Consider the following 19527-nt stretch of genomic DNA (forward strand, 5'->3'; position numbering starts at 1 on the left):
CCGGCGATGGTTCCCGCCCCTTGCCCGGCTTGCACCCGCGCGGGGAATCATTCATCAAGCATGGGACAATCGAAAGGGCCGCCCATGCTGGATCAGAACGCGAAACCGACCGAGGAAATCGACCTGCGCGAGGTCTTCGGCCTAGACAGCGACATGAAGGTCAAGGGCTTTGCCGAACGCTCGGACCGGGTGCCCGACATCGACACGACCTACAAGTTCGATCCCGATACCACCTTGGCGATCCTGGCGGGCTTTGCCTATAACCGCCGGGTGATGATCCAGGGCTATCACGGCACCGGCAAATCGACGCATATCGAGCAGGTGGCGGCGCGGCTGAACTGGCCCTGCGTGCGGGTGAACCTGGACAGCCATGTCAGCCGCATCGACCTGATCGGCAAGGACGCGATCAAGCTGGTGGACGGCAAGCAGGTCACGGTGTTCCACGAGGGCATTCTGCCCTGGGCGCTGCGCAACCCGACCGCCATCGTCTTCGACGAATACGACGCCGGCCGCGCCGACGTGATGTTCGTGATCCAGCGCGTGCTGGAGGCCGATGGCAAGCTGACGCTGCTGGACCAGAACGAGGTCATCACGCCCAATCCCTATTTCCGCCTGTTCGCGACGGCGAACACCGTGGGCCTGGGCGACACCACGGGCCTCTATCACGGCACGCAGCAGATCAACCAGGGCCAGATGGACCGCTGGTCGCTGGTCTCGACGCTGAATTACCTGAGCCACGACGCCGAGGCCGCCATCGTGCTGGCCAAGAACCCGACCTACAACACCGAGAAGGGCCGCAAGATCATCAACCAGATGGTGACGCTGGCCGACCTGACGCGCACGGCCTTCATGCAGGGGGATCTTTCGACGGTGATGTCGCCCCGGACGGTGATCGCCTGGGCGCAAAACGCGCGGATCTTCGGCGATAACGTGGGCTATGCCTTCCGCCTGACCTTCCTGAACAAATGCGACGAGCTGGAGCGGCAGACGGTGGCCGAGTTCTATCAGCGGCTCTTCGACGAGGAACTGCCGGAAAGCGCGGCGGTCAAGGCGGGGTGATGCGGGGGGCGGTCAGCATTTGCGCGATGGCCATGGCCCTGCCGGCGATGGCCGCAGCCCTGACCGCGGGCATGCCGAACGAGGATAAGGCTGCAACGCTGATACCCCTCTCGGCCGACCCGAACGCTGACGACGCGGCCTATGTGCAGACCCGTTGCCGGGACTTCGTGCAAGCTACAATTGCAGTCGGGATGGTTCTGCGCAGCAATCCGGTGACCGGGCGCGACGAAAAGCGCGGGGATTCCGTTCGTTGGGCTCTGGAGGTCGATACGGTCAAGAGCTTCCCGCTGGCCTCGCCGATGACGGAGACCAGCTTTACGAAAGCCTATCTTGACGCATTCGGCGGCTTCGACGTCCATCAACCCGAACCCACGGCGACAATCTACGCACAAGACAAAGCCTCCTGCGCACCGCTGCTGAGGTTTTACGAATGATGGAAGAGCAACCTCGCTACGCTCGTTTCTTGGCCTTTTGCTGCGAATGTAGTGCAATGGCGGACAAAGGCGATTTCTGGAACAGCCCATGAAAAAATCCGACAACCCCGCCGATCCGTTCAAGAAGGCCCTGACCGAGGCCACCCGCGCGCTGGCCGAGGATCACGAGCTGAACGTGACCTTCACCGCCGACCCGTCCGGCGTGGCGGGCGACACCATGCGCCTGCCGCAGGTCAGCCGCCGCATGACCCGCGACGAGGTGCTGCTGGCGCGCGGCACCGCCGACGCCCTGGCGATGAAGCTGCGCCACCACGACGCCGCGACCCATGCGAAATACGCCCCCGCCGGGCCGATGGCGCGCGACCTCTACGAGGCGATGGAGACCGCGCGCTGCGAGGCATTGGGCGCGCGCGACATGCCCGGCGCGCTCAGCAACATCGACGCCAAGCTGGGCCAGGAGGCCGAGCGCAAGGGCTATGGCCAGATCAAGGCCCCGGCCGATGCGCCGCTGGCCGTCGCGGCGGGCTATATCGTGCGGCAGGCGGCGACGGGCCGCGCCCTGCCCCCGGCCGCGCAGCATGTCGCGGACCTGTGGCGCCCCTTCGTCGAGGAACAGGCCGGCGCCGATCTCGATCATGTGGGCGAGGTGCTGGCCGACCAGGCGGCCTTCGCCCGGCTCGCCCGCAAGGTGATCGCCGACCTGGGCTATGGCGACCAGCTGGGCGAAGACCCCGACGAGCCGCAGGAAGACGAGGCCGAGGAAAACGCCGAGCAGGACGAGGAGGCCGGCGATAACCAGTCCCGCGACCAGAACCAGGACGAGGAGGCCGAGGCCAGCCCCGAGCGCACGCAGGACCAGACCCAGGACGAACGCCAGGCCCAGGTCAGCATGGACGACCAGTCCGACGAGGAGCTGGTGGACGAGGCCGAGATGTCCGAGGCCGAGACGCCGCCCGACCTGCCGCCGCAGGTCAGCGAGGCGAGCCCGGACTACCGCGTCTATGCCCAGGAATTCGACGAGGAGATCCGCGCCGAGGATCTGGCCGATCCGGCCGAGCTGGAGCGGCTGCGCGCCTATCTGGACAAGCAGCTGGAGCCCCTGCGCGGCGCGGTTTCGCGGCTGGCCAACAAGCTGCAACGCCGCCTGCAGGCGCAGCAGAACCGCAGCTGGGAATTCGACAAGGAGGAGGGGGTCTTGGACGCCGGCCGCCTGGCCCGCGTGGTGGCGAACCCGACGACGCCCCTGTCCTTCAAGGTCGAAAAGGACACCGAGTTCCGCGACACCGTGGTCACGCTGCTGCTGGACAATTCCGGCTCGATGCGGGGCCGGCCGATCTCGATCGCCGCGATCTGCGCCGATGTGCTGGCCCGGACGCTGGAACGCAGCCAGGTCAAGGTCGAGATCCTGGGCTTCACCACCCGCGCCTGGAAGGGCGGCCAGAGCCGCGAGAAATGGCTGACCGCCGGCCGGCCGGCGCAGCCGGGGCGGCTGAACGACCTGCGCCATATCATCTACAAGGGTGCCGATGCACCCTGGCGGCGGGTGCGGCCGAACCTGGGCCTGATGATGAAAGAGGGGCTCCTCAAGGAAAATATCGACGGCGAGGCGCTGGAATGGGCGCATCGGCGGCTGGCCCGGCGGCCCGAGGCGCGGCGCATCCTGATGGTGATCTCGGACGGGGCGCCGGTGGACGATTCGACCCTTTCGGTCAACCCGGCGAATTTCCTGGAAAAGCACCTGCGCGACGTGATCGCGATGATCGAGCGCAAGAAGCAGGTGGAACTGCTGGCCATCGGCATCGGCCATGACGTGACCCGCTATTACCAGCGCGCGGTGACGATCACCGATGCCGAACAGTTGGCCGGCGCCATGACCGAGCAGCTTGCCGCCCTGTTCGAGGCCGATCCCAGGAAACGCGCCCGCGCCATGAACCTGCGCCGCGCCGGCTGAACCTGTTCTTTCGGGCTGGTTGATCTGCCCGGCGTCCCATGCGACCAATTTCGTCGGACCGGGGCCGCTTTCCGCCTGACAGGCCAAAGGATTTGACGTGCTGAAGATCGGCTTCTTCATTCCCGAATTTCCGGGCCAGACCCATATCTTCCTGTGGCGCGAGCGGCAGGCGCTGGCGGAACTGGGGATCGAGGCCGAGCTGATCTCGACCCGGCCGCCGCCGCGCGCCGTCGCCTCGCATGCCTGGGCGGCCGAGGCACAGGCCCGGACCCGCTACCTGATGCCGCTGGGCGGCGAGGGCCTGGGCATCCTTGCGGAATTCCTGCGCTCGGGGCCCGCCGGCTGGGCGCGCGGCTTGGGCGCGGCGCTGACCGCCGAGGCGCAGGGCGTCAAGGGCCGTCTGCGCATGCTGGCGCTGCTGGCCATGGGCGCGCGGCTGAAGCGTATCGCCCGCCAGCAGGGCTGGAACCATGTCCATGTCCACAGCTGCGCCGATAGCGCCAATATCGCCATGTTCGCGGAACGCCTGGGCGGGCCCGGCTACAGCCTGACCCTGCACGGGCCGACGCTGGAGGGCTACGGGCCGAACCAGCGGCAGAAATGGCGCCATGCGCGCTTCGCCACCATCATCTCGCAATTGCTGACGCGGGTGGCCGAGCGCGAGATCGGCACCGACCGCCCCGCCGTCATCAATGTCGCGCCGATGGGCGTGGACCTCGACCAGATCCGACGCCGGACGCCCTGGCAGCCTCCTGCCCCCGGCGAGGCGCTGCGCATTTTCAGCTGCGGCCGGCTGAACGCGGTCAAGGGCCACGACCACCTGATCGAGACCGTCGCCCTGCTGCGCGCCCAGGGCATCGACGCCCGGCTGGAAATCGCCGGCGAGGACGAGCAGGGCGGCTCGGGCCATCACCGCCAGCTCGACGCGCTGATCGCCGGGAAGGGCCTCGGCGATGCGGTCACGCTTTTGGGCGCGATCAGCGAGGATCGGGTGCGCGAGGGGCTGGAGCGCGCGCATGTCTTTGCGCTGGCCAGCCTGAACGAGGGCATCTCGGTCGCGATCATGGAGGCGATGGCGATGGAGATGCCGGTGGTCGTCACCGATGTCGGCGGCAATCACGAGCTGATCACCTCGGGCCGCGACGCGATCCTGGTGCCGCCCGAACGCCCCGAGATCATGGCCGAGGAGATCGCCCGGCTGCACGCCGATCCCGCGGAAGCGCGGCGGCTGGCGCAGGCGTCCCGCGCCCGCGTCGCCGCCGATTTCCACCACCGCCGCAGCGCCCAGGCCCTGGCCGACGGCCTCGCGCGCACCCTGCCCGGCGCGGGCGCGGCGCTGGCCCGCGCCTGACACCCAGAACAAGACCCAGAGGCAAGCATGTTCCAGAATTACGACAGCCATTCCGACCCCGCCGCACATCCGCCCCGGCTGGCCGCGCTGCGCCGCGAACTGGCGGCGCGCGGGCTCGACGGCTTCCTGGTGCCGCGCGCCGATGCGCATCAGGGCGAATATGTCGCGGCGCGCGACGCACGGCTGGCCTGGCTGACCGGCTTCACCGGCAGCGCCGGTTTCTGCATCGTCACCCCCGACCGCGCCGGGGTGTTCATCGACGGCCGCTATCGCGTGCAGGTCAAGGCCGAGGTCGACCCCGCGCATTTCACCCCGGTGCCCTGGCCGGAAACCAGGCCCGCCGACTGGCTGCGCGAGGCGCTGCCCGAGGGCGGGCGCATCGGCTACGACCCCTGGCTGCACACGCGGCGCGAGATCCGCGAGATGGAAAAGGGCCTGGCCGGTTCGGGCATCGCCCTGATCGCGCTCGACACGAACCCGGTCGATGCGATCTGGCCCGACCAGCCCGAGGCGCCGGTGGGCGCGGTGCGGCTCTGGCCCGACGCGATCGCCGGCGAGACCGCGGCCGAGAAGCGCGCCCGCATCGCCCAGGCGCTGCGCGAGGCCGGGCAGCAGGCGGCGGTGCTGACGCTGCCCGATTCGGTCTCGTGGCTTCTGAACATCCGCGGGGCGGACGTGCCGAAGAACCCGGTGGTGCAATGCTTCGCCATCATCGAGGAGAACGGCCATGTCGCCGTCTTCACCAACCCGGCCAAGTTCGGCGCGGAGGTGCGGGCGGCGCTTGGCAACGCGGTCTCGGTGCTGCCGCTCGATGCGCTGACCCCGGCGCTGACCAACCTTGCCGGCCCGGTGCGGGTCGATCCGGCCAGCGCGCCCGACCGGGTCTTCGCGCTGATCGAAAGCATGAAGACCCCCATTGCCGAGGGCCCGGACCCGGTGATCCTGCCGAAAGCCTGCAAGAACCCGGCCGAGATCGCCGGCATGCGCGCCGCGCATCTGCAGGACGGCGCGGCGGTGGCGGAACTCTTGTGCTGGCTCGACGCCCGCGCCGCGCATCTGGACGCCGAGCCGCTGACCGAGATCGACGTGGCGCAAAGGCTTGAGGAATTGCGCGTGGCGCGCGGCATCCTCGACATCAGCTTCGACACGATCGCAGCCACAGGCCCGCATGCCGCGATCCCGCATTACCATGTCGACCGGCAAAGCAACCTGCGCATCCTGCCCGGCCATGTGCTGCTGGTCGATTCCGGCGGGCAATATGCCAACGGCACCACCGACATCACCCGCACCCTGCCGATGGGCCCAGCCGATCCGGCGGCGCGGCGGCCCTATACCCGCGTGCTTCAGGGCATGATCGCCATCTCGCAGGTGCAGTTCCCCAAGGGCGTCGCCGGCTGCCATATCGACGCGCTGGCCCGTGCACCGCTCTGGTCCGAGGGCATGGATTACGACCACGGCACCGGCCATGGCGTCGGCGCCGGCCTGTCCGTGCATGAAGGGCCGGTCCGGATCTCGCGCATCTCGGAGATTCCTCTGCAGCCCGGCATGATCCTGTCGAACGAGCCGGGCTATTACCGCGAGGGCGCCTTCGGCATCCGCATCGAGAACCTGATCGTGGTCGAGAAGCGCGAAAGCCCGGATGGCCGCGAGATGCTGGGCTTCGAGACCCTGACCTTTGCCCCGATCGACCGTCGCCTCATCGAGCCCGGACTGCTCGCCCCGGCCGAGATCGCCTGGCTCGACGCCTATCACGCGCAGGTCTGGGAGAAGATCTCGCCCCTGGTCGAGGGCGAGGTGCGCGACTGGCTCCATCGCGCGACCCGGCCGCTGGACGGCAGGGCCTGAAGACCGGCGCTATCACCGTTTCCCAAATACTCATCCGAACGGCGCAACCAGCAAGGCGCGACCCGGTGGGACATCCCGGCGCGCCTTCTCTGTTCCCCAAATACCCCGGCAACCGCGCCCCTGGGCGCCGTAGCATGGGTATTTGGAAAACGGAAAGAGCGGCAATCTCAGCCGTGCGGGTGACGGCGGCGCCAGGCCAGCGAGCTGAGGAAGGCCATGCCGATGAAACAGGCGCCCAGAAGGCCGGTGACTACTTCGGGGATCGGCCGCAGGGTCTGGACGAACATCAGGATGGACAGCACGAAGATCGACCAGAAGGCACCATGTTCGAGATAGCGGAAGGCGGCGAGCGTGCCGCGTTCGACCAGCATCACCGTCATCGAGCGCACATACATCGCACCGATGCCAAGCCCGATGGCGATCAGGAACAGGTTCTGGGTCAGCGCGAAGGCGCCGATCACCCCGTCGAAGCTGAAAGAGGCGTCCAGCACCTCGAGATAGAGGAAGGCGCCGAAACCGCCGCGCGCCATGTCGACCGGCTGCGGCCCGCCGCCCCAGCGGTCCAGAACATGGCCCAGCATGTCCACCAGCAGATAGGTGATCACCCCCCAGATCGCGGCGATGATGAAGGCATGCTCCTTTTCCGCCGGCAGCTGGCCGACGATCACCAGCATGCAGACCAGCACGAAGCCGACCTCCATGCCGCGGATCTCGCCCAGCTTGCGCAGCGCGGCCTCGACGCCCTTGATCCAGTCCACGTCCTTGGCCTCGTCGAAGAAATAGTTCAGCGCCACCAGCATCAGGAACGAGCCGCCAAAGGCCGCGATGGGCAGATGCGCCTCGTGGATGATGCGGGAATATTCCTGCGGCTGGGTGGCGGCCAGACGAATGGCCTCCCATGGTGCGAGATGGGCGGCGATGACCACCACCAGCAGCGGAAAGATCACCCGCATGCCGAAGACCGCGATCAGGATGCCCCAGGTCAGGAAGCGGCGCTGCCATTTCGGCACCATCTGCTTGAGCTTGTTGGCATTGACGATCGCATTGTCGAAGCTGAGCGAGATTTCCAGCACCGCCAGGATGCCGGCGATCAGGAAGAATGCGAAGGCCCCCGAGCCGGTGCCGTGATATTCCCAGCCAAGGAAGGCGGCCAGCGCCAGGCCCGCACCGGTGACGACGAAGGGCCAGGTCATGTAGCTCAGGGTGGATCTCATCGGGTTCCCCGTCATGCGGCTCGTGCCTTTCGGTCTTAGGCCCTGCCGGAAGGACGGGCAAGGCGGACGGGTGCAGGGCAGCCTTGCAGACAGGCGAACCCGGGACCGCGCGCCGCTCAGCCGCGCACCAGCACCGCCAGGTCGGCGACATTGGTGCCGGTCGCGCCCGTCACCACCAGCGCATCGCCCGCCGCCAGCGCCGGGGTCGAATCGTTCCTTGCCAGCGCCGTGGCGGGATCGATGCCGCCCGCCCGGATCGCCGCCGGCGTGGCGGGGCCGACCAGCCCGCCCGCGGCCTCGCCGGGCCCGTCGCGCCCGTCGCTGCCGACCGCGGCAAAGGCCCAGTCGAAATCCACCGGCTGCGCCTCGGCCAGCAGCGCCAGGCGCAGCGCCAGTTCCTGGTTGCGCCCGCCCATGCCATCGCCGACCAGTTTCACCGTGGTCTCGCCGCCGAAGGCCAGCGCCTGGCCGGGCCGCAACCCCGGTGCCAAGGCCCAGATCGCCTGCGCGCAATCCTGCACGTCGCCCGAAAGCGGGATCGGCGCGGGATCGGCCCCGGCCGCGACCATGGCCGCGACGGAAAGCGCGTTCGAGCCGACGAGGATGTTCCTGGCCTGCGGCAGGGCGCCGCGGTCCTCGGGGCGCTTGAGCGCCGCGCGGGCCGCCTCGGGCATATGCTCCCAGATGCCCAGCGCACGCGCCAGATCGGCCGCCTGCGCCCGCGTGCCGACCGGCGCCACCGTCGGTCCCGAGGCGATGACCCGCAGGTCGTCCCCCGGCACATCCGACAGGATCAGCGCCGTCAGCGGCGCCCGCGACAGCCGCAGCCAGCCGCCGCCCTTGAGCCGCGACAGGCCCTGCCGGATCAGGTTCACCTGTGCAATATCCGCACCCGAGGCCAGCAAAAGCCGGTTCACCGCCTGCTTGTCGGCCAGCGCCATGCCCTCGGCCGGCGCCGGCAGCATGGCCGAGCCGCCGCCCGAGATCAGCGCCAGCACCCGGTCCTGCGGCCCCGCAGAGGCAAGCCTGGCGATCACCGCCTCGGCCGCCGCCGCGCCATTGGCGTCGGGCTGCGGATGGCCGGCGCGCATGACCCGCGCCCCGGCCAGCGCCGCGTCATTGCCGGCATTGGTCACTACCAGCGCCTCGGCCCCCGGCAGCGCCTCCAGCGCCGCCGCGGCCATGGCGCGGGCGGCCTTGCCGACGGCGATCACCAGCCAGCGCCCGCCCGGCCCCGGCGGATCGGCCAGCACCTCGGCCATGCCGCGCGCCACCGCGGCAGCAGGATCGGCGGCGGCGATGCCCGCGCGGATCAGCGCCATGGCGCGGTCGCCGGGCGCCATCAGTTCACCCGGTCGGGCAGCGCCTGCCCCTCGGCAAAGGCGACCAGGTTGTTCATCGCCCGCATGGCCATGGCGGTGCGCACCTCCTCGGCCGCGGTGCCCAGATGCGGCAGCAGGGTCACGTTCTCCATGGCGCAAAGCGCGGGCGAGACACGGGGCTCGAACTCGTAGACATCCAGCCCCGCCCCGGCGATCCGGCCCTGCGCCAGCGCCTCGACCAGCGCCGCCTCCTCGACCACGTCGCCGCGGGCGATGTTGATCAGGTAGGAGCGCGGCCCCAGCCGCTCCAGCTCATGCGCGCCGATCATGTGCCGGGTCTCGGCCCCGCCGGGCACGGCGATGACGGCGAAATCCGACTGCGCCAGCAGATCGTCCAGGCTGGCCACCTGCCGGGCCGGGAAATCCAGCGACGAGACCACCGAGCGGTTGTGAAAGATCACGTCCATGCCGAAGCCGAAATGGCAGCGCCGGGCGATGGCCTTGCCGATGCGCCCCATGCCGATGATGCCGACGGTGCAGCCGGTGACATGGCGGCCCAGCAGTTGCGTCGGCTGCCAGCCGGTCCAGGCGCCGCGGCGCAGCAGCCGCTCGCCCTCGCCCGCCCGGCGCGCGGTCATCAGGATCAGGGTCAGGGCGATGTCGGCAGTGGCCTCGGTCACGGCGTCGGGGGTGTTGGTCACGGCGACGCCGGCCGCCGCCGCCGCCGCCACGTCGATATGGTTGTAGCCGGCCCCGAAATTCGCCAGCAGGCGGCAGCGCGGCCGGCCCTGAAAGGCCTCGGCCGTGAAGCGGTCGCCCAGCGTCGGCAGGATCGCGTCGTAATCGGCCAGCGCCCGCGCCGCCTCGTCGACGCTGAGCCCGTCCTGACGATCCAGGATCTCGGTCTCGAACCGGGTCGACAGCGCATGTTCCGCCGCCTGTGTCATGCGGCGCGTCACCAGAAGCTTCATCAATACATCCTCCCCCCGACCGGCACCTCGCGCTCGGGACCGATCAGCACCACCTCGCCATCTTCGTCCGGCAGGCCCAGCACCAGAACCTCGGACATGAAGGGGCCGATCTGGCGCGGCGGGAAATTCACCACCGCCAGCACCTGCCGGCCGACCAGCCCGTCCGGCGCGTAATGCCGGGTGATCTGGGCCGAGCTTTTCCGCTCGCCGATCTCGGGTCCGAAATCCAGCCACAGCTTGAAGGCCGGGCGCCGCGCCTCGGGGAAAGGCTCGGCACGGGTGATGCGGCCGACGCGGATCTCGACCTTCTCGAAATCCGCCCAGGCGATCGGCTCGCTCATTTCCCCAGCTCCCGCCCCCGCGCGGCGGCGGCGGCTATGGTGCGGCGCATCAGCGGCGGCAGGCCGGCCTTGGGGTCCATCAGCTCCTTCAGACCGGCCGCCGTGGTGCCGCCGGGCGAGGTCACGGCCTCGCGCAGCCTGGCCGGATCCGCGTCCTCATGCACGGCCAGCGCGCCGGCCCCGGCCACGGTGGCCCGCGCCAGGTCCAGCGCCAGCGCGGCGGAAAGCCCCTCGGCCTCGCCGGCCGCCGCCATGGCCTCGATCATGTGAAAGACATAGGCCGGACCCGAACCAGAAAGCGCCGTCACCGCATCCATCTGGTCCTCGCCCTCCAGCCGCACGACGCGGCCGACGGCGGAAAGCAGCGCCTCGGCCAGCGCCATCTCGGCCTCACCGGCCCTGGCATTGCCGATGACGGCGGTGATGCCCTGGCCGATGGCCGCCGGCGTGTTCGGCATGGCGCGCACGATGGGCGCGGCCGGAAACGCCGCCTCATAGGCCGCCAGCGTCACCCCTGCCGCGACCGAGATGACCAGCGTCCCCGCCCCGACCGAAAGCCGCGGCAGCACATCCGCCATCATCTGCGGCTTGACGGCAATTACCAGCACGGCGGGCGCCGCGGGCAGCTTTCCGTTTACCGAAATACCCAGATCCGACAGTTCCGCCCGCGGATTGGGGTCCACCACATGCACCGCCCGCGCCGCCAGCCCGTTCTTCAGCCAGCCGTCCAGCAGCGCGCCGCCCATGCGGCCGCAGCCGACCAGCACCAGCCCGCGCGCATTCAGATCCGAAAAATCCATGTCCTGCCCCCTGATCTTGTCCGCGCTGCCGCGGAAATTTCAGGCGCGACCGTAGGCCTCGGACAGGGCGATGTCCATGGCGGCATCCGGCGTCGCATCGCCCCAGCAGGCCAACTGGAAACAGGGATAGAACCGCTCGCAGGCCAGGATGGCATTGCCGATCATCTGGTCGATCTGCGAGGGCGCAGCGATGGCATCGCCCGCAAGCACCAGCCCGTAGCGCCAGACCATCAGCTTCTGCGGGCCCCAGAAGGTGAAGCCGCCGTCCCAGACCTGATCGTTGGCCAGGTTCAGGACTTCGTAGAGCGCCGGCAGCTTCTCGGCCGGCGGATCCATGTCGAAGGTGCAGATCAGCCGCAGCACCTCCTCGCGCGGCGACCAGGCCAGCGTGATGGAATAGGTGCGCCATTGGCCCTCGACCGCCATGGCGATCTGGTCCTCGGCCAGGCGGTCGAAATCCCATTCGTGATGCGCCGCGACGGTTTCCACGATGTCGATGGGATGGATGTCATCGCTATGGATGAAGTCCAGCTGTGCCATATCCTGTCCCCCTGCCTGTCTGAGAGCGGGGCAAGGTCAAAACCCCAACCCTTGGTGGCCCAGACTACACCCGGCGTAGTATCCGGGATGTGCCTACAACATATCGTGTGCCGGTTCCACGAGGGTGTAAAGCGAAAATTCCGTTACCGGATCACGACGGCCAGCCTCCGCCGCTTGACCGCCGGCCTTCATGCAGGTTCAACGGCGGCCAAGGAGGAACCTGCCCATGCGCGACCACGGCGGCGACATCGACAAGGCGGCCAGCCGCTTCGGCCGGGCGGACTGGATCGACCTGTCCACGGGAATCAACCGCCGGCCCTGGCCTGTCGGGCCGCTTTCGCCCCACGCCCTGACCGCGCTGCCGACGCGGGCCGATGCCGCCCGGCTCTGCGCCGCGGCCGCGGCCCGATTCGGCTGCCCGCAGGACCAGGTGCTGCCGCTGGCCGGCGCCTCGGCGGCGATCCAGCTTTTGCCGCAGGTGCTGGCGGGCCGGCGCGCGGCGGTGCTGTCCCCGACCTATAACGAACACGCCGCCAGCCTGCGCGCCGCCGGCTGGGAGGTGGCAGAGCCCACCGACCCGGCCGCGCTGGAGGGCGCCGACCTGGCGGTGATCGTGAACCCGAACAACCCGGACGGGCGCGAGTTCCCGCCCGCACAGATCGCCGCCATCGCCGCCACGGTCGGGCATCTGGTCGTCGACGAGAGCTTCGCCGATCCGCGCCCCGACCTGTCGGCGGCGGGCGCGCGGCCCGATAACGTGACGGCGCTACGCAGCTTTGGCAAGTTCTGGGGCTTGGCCGGGCTGCGGCTGGGCTTCGCCATCGCCGCCCCTGATCTGCTGGCGCGCCTTGCCGAGCGCACCGGCCCCTGGTCGGTCAGCGGCCCGGCGCTGGAGATCGGCGCGCAGGCGCTGGCCGACGCGCAATGGATCGACGACACCGTGGTCTGGCTGTCCGAGGCGGCGCTGCATCTCGACCAGATCGTCACCCCGCATTGGCCGCTGGTGGGCGGCACGCATCTGTTCCGACTCTACGATACGCCCGACGCGCAGGCCGCGCATGAGCGGCTGGCCCGCGCCGGCATCTGGAGCCGCATCTTTCCCTGGCATCCGCGCTGGATTCGCCTGGGCATTCCCGGCAATCGCGCGGAATTCGACCGCGTGGCGGGCGCCTTTACCGCACCCGGTTGACATGGCCCATCTTGCGGCCCGGGCGCGCCTCGCCCTTGCCGTAAAGATGGACCTGGCAGCGCGGCTGCTTCAGCAGCTCGGGCAGGCGCAGCACGTCGTCGCCGATCAGGTTCTCCATCTCGACATCGGCGTAACGCTGGCCGTCGCCCAGCGGCAGGCCGGCCACGGCGCGGATATGCTGCTCGAACTGGTCCACGGCGCAGCCGGCCTGCGTCCAGTGGCCGGAATTATGCACGCGCGGCGCGATCTCGTTCACCACCAGCCCGTCCGCGGTCACGAACAGCTCGACCCCCATGACGCCGATATAGTCCAGCGCGTTGACGATGCGCGCCGCGATCAGCACCGCATCGGTCAGCAGGCTGGCCGGCAGGCCGCAGGGCACGGTGGTGGTGCGCAGGATGCCCTCGCGATGCACGTTCAGGCCCGGATCATAGGCCGCGACCTGCCCGTCCGCGCCGCGCGCCACAATGACGCTGATCTCGGCCGAGAATTCCACGAACCCTTCCAGCACCGAGGGGGCGCCGGTCCAGTCCCGCTGCCCGGCATCGGAAAAACGGATCTGCCCCTTGCCGTCATAGCCCAGCCGCCGGGTCTTGAGGATCGCGGGCGCGCCCAGCGTCGCCAGCGCCTCGGGCAGGTCGGATTCGGTTTCGACATTGCGATAGGGCGCGGTGCGCAAGCCGATGCCGGCCAGGAAATCCTTTTCGCTCAGCCGGTCCTGCGAGATCGCCAGGGCATGGCGGTTCGGCCGGATCGGGCGGATCGATTCCAGCAGGTCCAGCGCCGCCGTCGGCACGTTCTCGAATTCATAGGTGATGACATCGACCGATTCGGCAAAGGCGCGCAGCGCCGCCTGGTCCTCATAGGGCGCGGTGGTCAGCCGATGCGCCACATCGCCCGCCGGCGCGGCGCCCGGCTCATAGACATGGCAGCGATAGCCCAGCCGGCTGGCCGCGACCGAGAGCATGCGGCCCAGCTGTCCGCCGCCCAGGATGCCGATGGTGGCGCCGGGTTCCAGTTCACTCATCCTTGGGCTCCTCGGGGATGGAATCGCTGAGCGCCTGGCGCCAGGCCTCCAGCCGCGCCGCCAGTCCGGGGTCCGAGATCGCCAGGATCCCCGCCGCCATCAGCCCGGCATTGGCGGCACCCGCCGCGCCGATGGCCATGGTGGCGACCGGGTAGCCCCTGGGCATCTGCAAGATGGAATAAAGCGAATCGACGCCAGACAGCGCCCTGGTCTGCACCGGCACGCCGATCACCGGCACCCGGGTCTTGCTGGCCATCATGCCCGGCAGATGCGCGGCCCCGCCGGCGCCGGCGATGATCACCTTCAGCCCGCGCGCCACCGCCGTCTTGCCATAGTCCCACAGCCGGTCCGGCGTGCGATGGGCGGAAACGATCCGGGCCTCGTAGCCGATGCCCAATTCGTCCAGGATGGCGGCGGCCTCGCGCATGGTCGGCCAGTCGGACTGGCTGCCCATGATGATTCCGACGGGTTTTTCGGCGGCTTTTTCCATGGCTCGACCCCCTTTTGCGCCCCGCCCTACAGCGCCGGGCGGGATCATGCAATCAGGCGATGATGTCGGGGGTCAGCTCGTCCTCGAGCCGGGCGATGCGGTCCTTCAGCGCCAGCTTCTGCTTTTTCAGCCGTTGCAGGGTCAGCGAATGGGTCAGGCTCTGGCTCGACAGCGCGGCGATCGCCTCGTCCAGATCCCGATGTTCGCGCCGCAGCACCTCCAGCTTGGCGCGGGCGATCTCTTCATGGGACATCTCGTGCTGGGCGTTCATCTCGGGCCTCGGGCTGGATCGCCTTGGTTATAGCGCGGCCTCCGGGCGTTGTTAATGGTTTTGCGGGAACGCGTTAACGCAAGGCAGCCGGTGTGGAAAACGCTTGCCACGAAGCGGCTTTCGGCCCGAAACTTGCATCCGAACCCATGCAGGAGCAGCCGATGCCCCGCACCGCCCCTCTCAGGCCCTGCGCCCTTGCGCTTGCCCTGCTGTTGCCGCCTGGCCCCGCATCTGCGCAGGCCGGGGGCGAGCAAATGCAGCTTTGCGTCAACCAGTGCCTGTATCACTTCGGTCCCGCCTCGAACCCGCGCTATCACGCCTGCGTGGCCGAGCAATGCGAGGGGGCGGCGCCCGGCCGAAAGCCCGCCCAGCCGCCGCGACAGGGCGCGGGCTGGAGCAACGGCGCCGCAGATGGCGGCAGGACGCATTACGCCCGCGTGCAATCCGGACGGCTGGCGCTGAGCTACATGTGCCAGCGCGGCCGCGAGGGGCTGGTCGCCGTCGAGGGCATGGCCGGATCGCCCGGCTCGCTGGTGCTGCGCATCGACGGCCGGCGGGTGGCCCAGCCCTTTGCCGCCAGCGGCGGCATGCGCGCGGCGCAGGCGGCGCGCGGCTCGGCGCTGCTGGCGGGGCTGCTGGGCGGCAGCGGGGTCGAGCTTGCGGATGATCGCGGCCGGGGCAGCCTGCCGCTGGCCGGCTCGGGCCGGGCGATCCGGGCCGCGATGGCCGCCTGCGGCCTGCGGCCCTGAGATCGCGCCGCCGCGATGCGGCAAGCCCTTGTTTCCGGCGGCATCCATCCACATATTGGTCTTGCCGGATCGCCGTTCCGGGGTCCGGCCGACAGTCGCTTTGATGCAAAGGGCTTGGGAATGACCAAGATCAGTCTGGCCGCTCATCCGTTCCTGCTGGGGTTCGACCAGTTGGAACGCCTGGCCGAAAGGGCCGCCAAGGGCGCCGAGGGCTATCCGCCCTACAACATCGAACACCAGGGGCCCAACGGCTTTCGCATCACGCTGGCCGTGGCCGGTTTTTCCGAGGACGACCTGTCGATCACGCTGGAGGACCGTCAGCTGGTGGTTCGCGGCCGCCAGGCCGAGGCCGAGGAAGGCCGCGTCTTCCTGCACCGCGGCATCGCGTCCCGCGCCTTCCAGCGCAGCTTCGTGCTGGCGGACGGGGTCGAGGTGGTGTCGGCGGGACTGGAAAACGGGCTTCTGAACATCGACCTGCGCCGCTCGGTGCCTGACAGCATCGTGCAGACCATACCGATCAGCCGCAAGTGAAAGGGGATCGCAAATGAACGAGAAATTCGATTTCGGCCCGGAAAACGCGGGCAACATCGTCTATATCCGCCGCGTCGCGATGGACAGCCTGCCCGACGAGGTGCGCCGCCAGGTGCCCGGAGCCGACGCGCTTTACGCCGTGCATGGCCCCGACGGAGAGCGGCTGGCCCTGGTCAAGGACCGCAGCCTGGCCTTCATGCTGGCCCGCCAGAACGAACTGACCCCGGTCAGCGTCCACTAAGCCGCAGGATGCCGATGCCGCCGCCGGGCAAGGCGGCGGCGATGGCGACATTCGCGCCGTCCGCGGGGCGGCCGTCCACCCTTCCAACACCATCAGCAAATGCCGGGACGGCGCGCGGCAAGGGCCGTCACATGCCGTGCGCCTGGGTGATCCCGGCCTCGACCAGTTCCAGCCCGATCTCGGCCCGGTATTGCCGCAGCAGCGCCTGCGCGGCGGGATCGGCGGGCAGCAGCAGATGCGTGGCGCCATGGTTGCGCCGGACCAGCGCCTGCCACAACGCCTCGCGCGGGCCGGCATGGCGCGGCTCGGCCCCGGCCGTCAGCAGTTCGGCGCCAAGCTCGGCGGCCAACCGCGCCCCGACGGCCGCATCGGCGGGATCGCAGGCCAGAACCCGTTCGCAGCCCCGCGCACGGAAGCGCGCCCGCCAGGCATTCGGACCCAGGCGGACCTCATCCGCGCCGGGCAGCCCCTTGACCGGCCCGCCCAGGCAGACCGGCCCGGCCACGCCCGGCATCTCCGCGCCTTCCGCCCTCTCGGGGCTCCATTTGTCCGTGACCGACAGGATGGCCATGATCATGCCATCGGGGCCGCGCAGGGCAATGTCCTCGCCCGGCTCGACCCTGGCCGCGAAATCCGCATCGACCTCCAGCGCCAGCGGCATGGGCCAGAGCGCGCCCGAGGCCAGCCGCATCCCCGCCAGCACCGAATCGTGATCCGCCTGGGTCAGAAAGCCCCGCAAGGGCAAGAAGCCGCCGCCGACCAGCAGGTCCAGGTCCGCCGACTGCCGGGGCGTCAGATCCCAGGCGGCCATGCGCGCCGCCTCGGCCCGCAGTTTCTGGCCGGCCTCGGGGCTGACCAGAAGCGCACGGATCGGCTGGTGATGCGGCAAGCTCATCGGCCGGGCCCCGGCAAAGAACCGGCCATCTCAGGCCAGGATCTCGGCCGCATGCGGGTTCGGCGCGCCGGCCATGTCATGCTCGGCCAGGTAACGCTCGGCATCCAGCGCCGCCATGCAGCCCATGCCGGCGCTGGTCACCGCCTGGCGATAGACGTGGTCGGTCAGGTCGCCCGCCGCGAAGACGCCGGGGATCGAGGTCCGGGTCGTGCCCGGCTCGACCTTGACATAGCCGCCGTGATGCAGCTCCAGCTGGTCCTTGACCAGTTCCGAGGCCGGCGCATGGCCGATGGCGATGAAGACACCGTCCGCGGGCACCACCTGCTCGGTCCCCTGGCGGACATGGCGCACGCGCACGCCGGTCACGCCCGGCGGCTGGTCCTCGCCCTGCACCTCGACCAGCTCGTGATCCCACAGGATCGAGACCTTGGGATTGCGGAACAGCCGCTCCTGCAGGATCTTTTCGGAGCGCAGGCTGTCGCGGCGATGGATCAGCGTCACCTTGCTGGCGAAATTGGTCAAAAACAGCGCCTCCTCGACCGCGGTATTGCCGCCGCCCACCACCACGACCTCGCGGCCGCGATAGAAGAAGCCGTCGCAGGTGGCGCAGGCCGAGACGCCGAATCCCTTGAACCTTTCCTCGCTGGGCAGGCCCAGCCAGCGCGCCTGGGCGCCGGTGGCCAGGATCACCGCATCCGCGGTGATGCGCGCGCCCGAATCAAGCTCGGCCAGGAAGGGGCGCTGGCCCAGGTCCAGCCGCGTCACCGTATCGGTAAAGATGCGCGCGCCCATGGCGCGGGCATGGGCCTCCATCCTGACCATCAGGTCGGGGCCCTGGATCTCGGTCTCGCCGGGCCAGTTCTCGACCTCGGTGGTGATGGTCAGCTGGCCGCCCGGCTGCATGCCCTGGATCAGCACCGGCGAAAGCATCGCGCGCGCGGCATAGACGGCGGCGGTATAGCCGGCCGGGCCCGAGCCCACGATCAGCACGCGGCTGTGGGCGGGCAGGCTGGTATCGGCGGCGATCTCGGCGGGAACATGGGACATGGCAGGGAACCTTTCGCTTGGCGCAGCCTTAGCTAATCACCGCCGGCCCCGCATGCAATCCATAAGGCCCGTTCCCGCATCGGTGGAAAGAATGTTGCGCAACCCGGCCCCGCGGGATAGTTTCCGGCATGTTTTTTGCCCGCAAGGCAAGCCAGGGGATGCGATGACCGCCGCCAGACTTGACGAAATCGACCGCAAAATTCTGGCAGAGTTGCAGGCCGACGGCCGCATGACCAATGTCGAACTGGCCCGCCGCGTCGGCATTTCCGCCCCGCCCTGCCTGCGCCGCGTCCGCGCGCTGGAGGAGATGGGCTATATCCGCGGCTACCATGCCGACATCGATGCGCGCGAGCTGGGCTTCGAGGTGCAGGTCTTTGCCATGGTCCGGCTGCTGAGCCAGTCCGAGCGCGACCTGTCGGCCTTCGAGGCCCTGGCCTGCGAATGGCCGCTGGTGCGCGAGTGCCACATGCTGAACGGCGAGATCGACTTCATCCTGAAATGCGTCTCGCCCGACCTGACCAGCTTCCAGCGCTTCCTGACCGAGAAGCTGACGGCGGCGCCGAACGTGGCCTCGGTCAAGACCTCGCTGGTGATCCGCTGCGCCAAGGACGAGCCGGGCGTGCCCTTCAGCGTGGTCGAGGAGCGGGCGGCGGCGCTGGGGTGAGGGGATGCGGTGACGGCGAGAGCTTTTGAGTTCTTAGCCGACGGTCATGATACGCATACTCTGCCGACAGCGGCTATGTCTTGGAGGCCCACTTGAAGCTCCTGTCACTTATCGCGCTCGCCGTGTTGTCTGGGTGCGTAGAGGAGGACATTGCTTACCGATTTGTGGCCAAAGGAAACGCGAAACCTTTGTCTCTCTTGGCCAGCGAAGCGCAGTCTTTTGTATGCGTGGTTGCCATCTATCGTGCCTCGCCCAGCATAAAACCACCCGAATTGGCTAACGGCTTCGAGCCATGGAGCGTGACTCCATTGTCTGATCGGGTGAACGAAACAGCGGTTGAACTGCGAGCCCTAAACAATGCTGGCGAATGTTGGGATGCGGAAATCCGCAAAGCGAGTGGTTCGCCTGACCCCTGGCACTATACCAAAGCCGTACAGCCAATGATCTCGTCTGACCACAGCGGGAATGTCGCCGTTTTCGATCCGCAACGCGGTATCTTCATCGCAATATCTGGGTGACTGACAGCTTCGTCCCGCATCGCGGAAACCGGCCAGACATCCCGCGGCCACCCGCCCCGGCATCGAATGCCGTAGCC

The 19527-nt window shown here is 69.1% G+C and carries 22 protein-coding genes; 11 read left to right on the forward strand and 11 right to left on the reverse strand.

The window, feature by feature from the left end:
- Window positions 1–84: 84 nt before the first annotated feature.
- From cobS to ACNKFW_RS08585, 5 genes are all read left to right on the forward strand, one after another.
- Window positions 85–1059, forward strand: a complete 975-nt coding sequence (gene cobS / locus ACNKFW_RS08565; protein WP_024843113.1) for a cobaltochelatase subunit CobS — start codon at window positions 85–87, stop codon at window positions 1057–1059.
- A 26-nt stretch (window positions 1060–1085) separates the two neighbouring features.
- Complete coding sequence (locus ACNKFW_RS08570; RefSeq protein ID WP_231486611.1) at window positions 1086–1493, forward strand: hypothetical protein; 408 nt, start codon at window positions 1086–1088, stop codon at window positions 1491–1493.
- 88 nt (window positions 1494–1581) lie between these two features.
- Window positions 1582–3444, forward strand: coding sequence for a cobaltochelatase subunit CobT (gene cobT, locus ACNKFW_RS08575; protein WP_147428161.1), 1863 nt, complete (start codon window positions 1582–1584; stop codon window positions 3442–3444).
- 97 nt (window positions 3445–3541) lie between these two features.
- Window positions 3542–4795, forward strand: coding sequence for an exopolysaccharide biosynthesis GT4 family glycosyltransferase EpsE (epsE, locus tag ACNKFW_RS08580; RefSeq protein ID WP_418024123.1), 1254 nt, complete (start codon window positions 3542–3544; stop codon window positions 4793–4795).
- 27 nt (window positions 4796–4822) lie between these two features.
- Window positions 4823–6640, forward strand: a complete 1818-nt coding sequence (locus tag ACNKFW_RS08585; protein ID WP_147428162.1) for an aminopeptidase P family protein — start codon at window positions 4823–4825, stop codon at window positions 6638–6640.
- A 167-nt stretch (window positions 6641–6807) separates the two neighbouring features.
- Here ACNKFW_RS08585 and ACNKFW_RS08590 read toward each other — a convergent pair whose 3' ends face one another.
- The 6 genes from ACNKFW_RS08590 to ACNKFW_RS08615 form a co-directional block, all read right to left on the reverse strand.
- On the reverse strand, window positions 6808–7869 hold the full coding sequence (locus ACNKFW_RS08590) for a DUF475 domain-containing protein (RefSeq protein WP_024843118.1): 1062 nt from the start codon (window positions 7867–7869) through the stop codon (window positions 6808–6810).
- A 101-nt stretch (window positions 7870–7970) separates the two neighbouring features.
- The gene (locus tag ACNKFW_RS08595; protein ID WP_147428163.1) at window positions 7971–9197 is read right to left on the reverse strand and encodes a glycerate kinase type-2 family protein; all 1227 of its coding nucleotides are present in this window, start codon (window positions 9195–9197) and stop codon (window positions 7971–7973) included.
- Window positions 9197–10147, reverse strand: a complete 951-nt coding sequence (locus tag ACNKFW_RS08600; RefSeq protein WP_024843120.1) for a 2-hydroxyacid dehydrogenase — start codon at window positions 10145–10147, stop codon at window positions 9197–9199. The genes ACNKFW_RS08595 and ACNKFW_RS08600 overlap by 1 nt, the downstream gene beginning before the upstream one ends.
- Complete coding sequence (locus tag ACNKFW_RS08605) at window positions 10147–10488, reverse strand: tRNA-binding protein (protein ID WP_024843121.1); 342 nt, start codon at window positions 10486–10488, stop codon at window positions 10147–10149. Before ACNKFW_RS08605 ends, ACNKFW_RS08600 begins: the two co-directional genes overlap by 1 nt.
- Entirely contained in the window at window positions 10485–11288 is an 804-nt protein-coding gene (gene proC, locus ACNKFW_RS08610; protein WP_024843122.1) for a pyrroline-5-carboxylate reductase, read from the reverse strand. The genes ACNKFW_RS08605 and proC overlap by 4 nt, the downstream gene beginning before the upstream one ends.
- A gap of 39 nt (window positions 11289–11327) precedes the next feature.
- A complete protein-coding gene (locus ACNKFW_RS08615) occupies window positions 11328–11828 on the reverse strand; it encodes a YbjN domain-containing protein (protein WP_024843123.1) in 501 nt (166 codons plus the stop codon).
- A gap of 226 nt (window positions 11829–12054) precedes the next feature.
- Between ACNKFW_RS08615 and cobD the strand changes: the two genes are divergently transcribed.
- On the forward strand, window positions 12055–13017 hold the full coding sequence (gene cobD, locus ACNKFW_RS08620; protein WP_147428164.1) for a threonine-phosphate decarboxylase CobD: 963 nt from the start codon (window positions 12055–12057) through the stop codon (window positions 13015–13017).
- On the opposite strand, the gene ACNKFW_RS08625 is transcribed toward cobD, so the two are convergent.
- From ACNKFW_RS08625 to ACNKFW_RS08635, 3 genes are read right to left on the reverse strand one after another with little or no spacing between them, the layout of a single operon-like run.
- Window positions 13001–14044 carry a 5-(carboxyamino)imidazole ribonucleotide synthase gene (locus ACNKFW_RS08625; protein ID WP_024843125.1) on the reverse strand — a complete coding sequence of 348 codons (1044 nt, stop codon included), beginning with the start codon at window positions 14042–14044 and terminating at the stop codon, window positions 13001–13003. The genes cobD and ACNKFW_RS08625 overlap by 17 nt on opposite strands.
- On the reverse strand, window positions 14037–14534 hold the full coding sequence (purE, locus tag ACNKFW_RS08630) for a 5-(carboxyamino)imidazole ribonucleotide mutase (RefSeq protein ID WP_024843126.1): 498 nt from the start codon (window positions 14532–14534) through the stop codon (window positions 14037–14039). Before purE ends, ACNKFW_RS08625 begins: the two co-directional genes overlap by 8 nt.
- A gap of 52 nt (window positions 14535–14586) precedes the next feature.
- Window positions 14587–14805, reverse strand: coding sequence for a YdcH family protein (locus tag ACNKFW_RS08635; RefSeq protein ID WP_024843127.1), 219 nt, complete (start codon window positions 14803–14805; stop codon window positions 14587–14589).
- 254 nt (window positions 14806–15059) lie between these two features.
- On the opposite strand from ACNKFW_RS08635, the gene ACNKFW_RS08640 reads away from it, so the two are divergent.
- The 3 genes from ACNKFW_RS08640 (at window position 15060) to ACNKFW_RS08650 (ending at window position 16326) form a co-directional block, all read left to right on the forward strand.
- Window positions 15060–15554, forward strand: coding sequence for a hypothetical protein (locus ACNKFW_RS08640; RefSeq protein WP_418024124.1), 495 nt, complete (start codon window positions 15060–15062; stop codon window positions 15552–15554).
- Between the two features lie 120 nt (window positions 15555–15674).
- Window positions 15675–16085 carry an Hsp20 family protein gene (locus tag ACNKFW_RS08645; protein ID WP_024843129.1) on the forward strand — a complete coding sequence of 137 codons (411 nt, stop codon included), beginning with the start codon at window positions 15675–15677 and terminating at the stop codon, window positions 16083–16085.
- 13 nt (window positions 16086–16098) lie between these two features.
- Window positions 16099–16326, forward strand: a complete 228-nt coding sequence (locus ACNKFW_RS08650) for a DUF1150 family protein (protein ID WP_024843130.1) — start codon at window positions 16099–16101, stop codon at window positions 16324–16326.
- Window positions 16327–16453: 127 nt separating this feature from the next.
- Here the strand turns inward: ACNKFW_RS08650 and ACNKFW_RS08655 are convergent, their stop codons facing one another.
- Together ACNKFW_RS08655 and trxB are read right to left on the reverse strand one after the other, a co-directional pair.
- The gene (locus tag ACNKFW_RS08655; RefSeq protein ID WP_418024125.1) at window positions 16454–17221 is read right to left on the reverse strand and encodes a transcription antiterminator BlgG; all 768 of its coding nucleotides are present in this window, start codon (window positions 17219–17221) and stop codon (window positions 16454–16456) included.
- Window positions 17222–17251: 30 nt separating this feature from the next.
- The gene (gene trxB / locus ACNKFW_RS08660) at window positions 17252–18268 is read right to left on the reverse strand and encodes a thioredoxin-disulfide reductase (RefSeq protein WP_147428167.1); all 1017 of its coding nucleotides are present in this window, start codon (window positions 18266–18268) and stop codon (window positions 17252–17254) included.
- Between the two features lie 163 nt (window positions 18269–18431).
- On the opposite strand from trxB, the gene ACNKFW_RS08665 reads away from it, so the two are divergent.
- A complete protein-coding gene (locus tag ACNKFW_RS08665; RefSeq protein ID WP_024843133.1) occupies window positions 18432–18932 on the forward strand; it encodes an Lrp/AsnC family transcriptional regulator in 501 nt (166 codons plus the stop codon).
- Between the two features lie 92 nt (window positions 18933–19024).
- A complete protein-coding gene (locus ACNKFW_RS08670; protein WP_147428168.1) occupies window positions 19025–19450 on the forward strand; it encodes a hypothetical protein in 426 nt (141 codons plus the stop codon).
- The last annotated feature ends 77 nt before the right edge of the window (window positions 19451–19527 follow it).

Source organism: Paracoccus sp. TD-10 (assembly GCF_048270675.1).
Classification (GTDB): domain Bacteria; phylum Pseudomonadota; class Alphaproteobacteria; order Rhodobacterales; family Rhodobacteraceae; genus Paracoccus; species Paracoccus pantotrophus.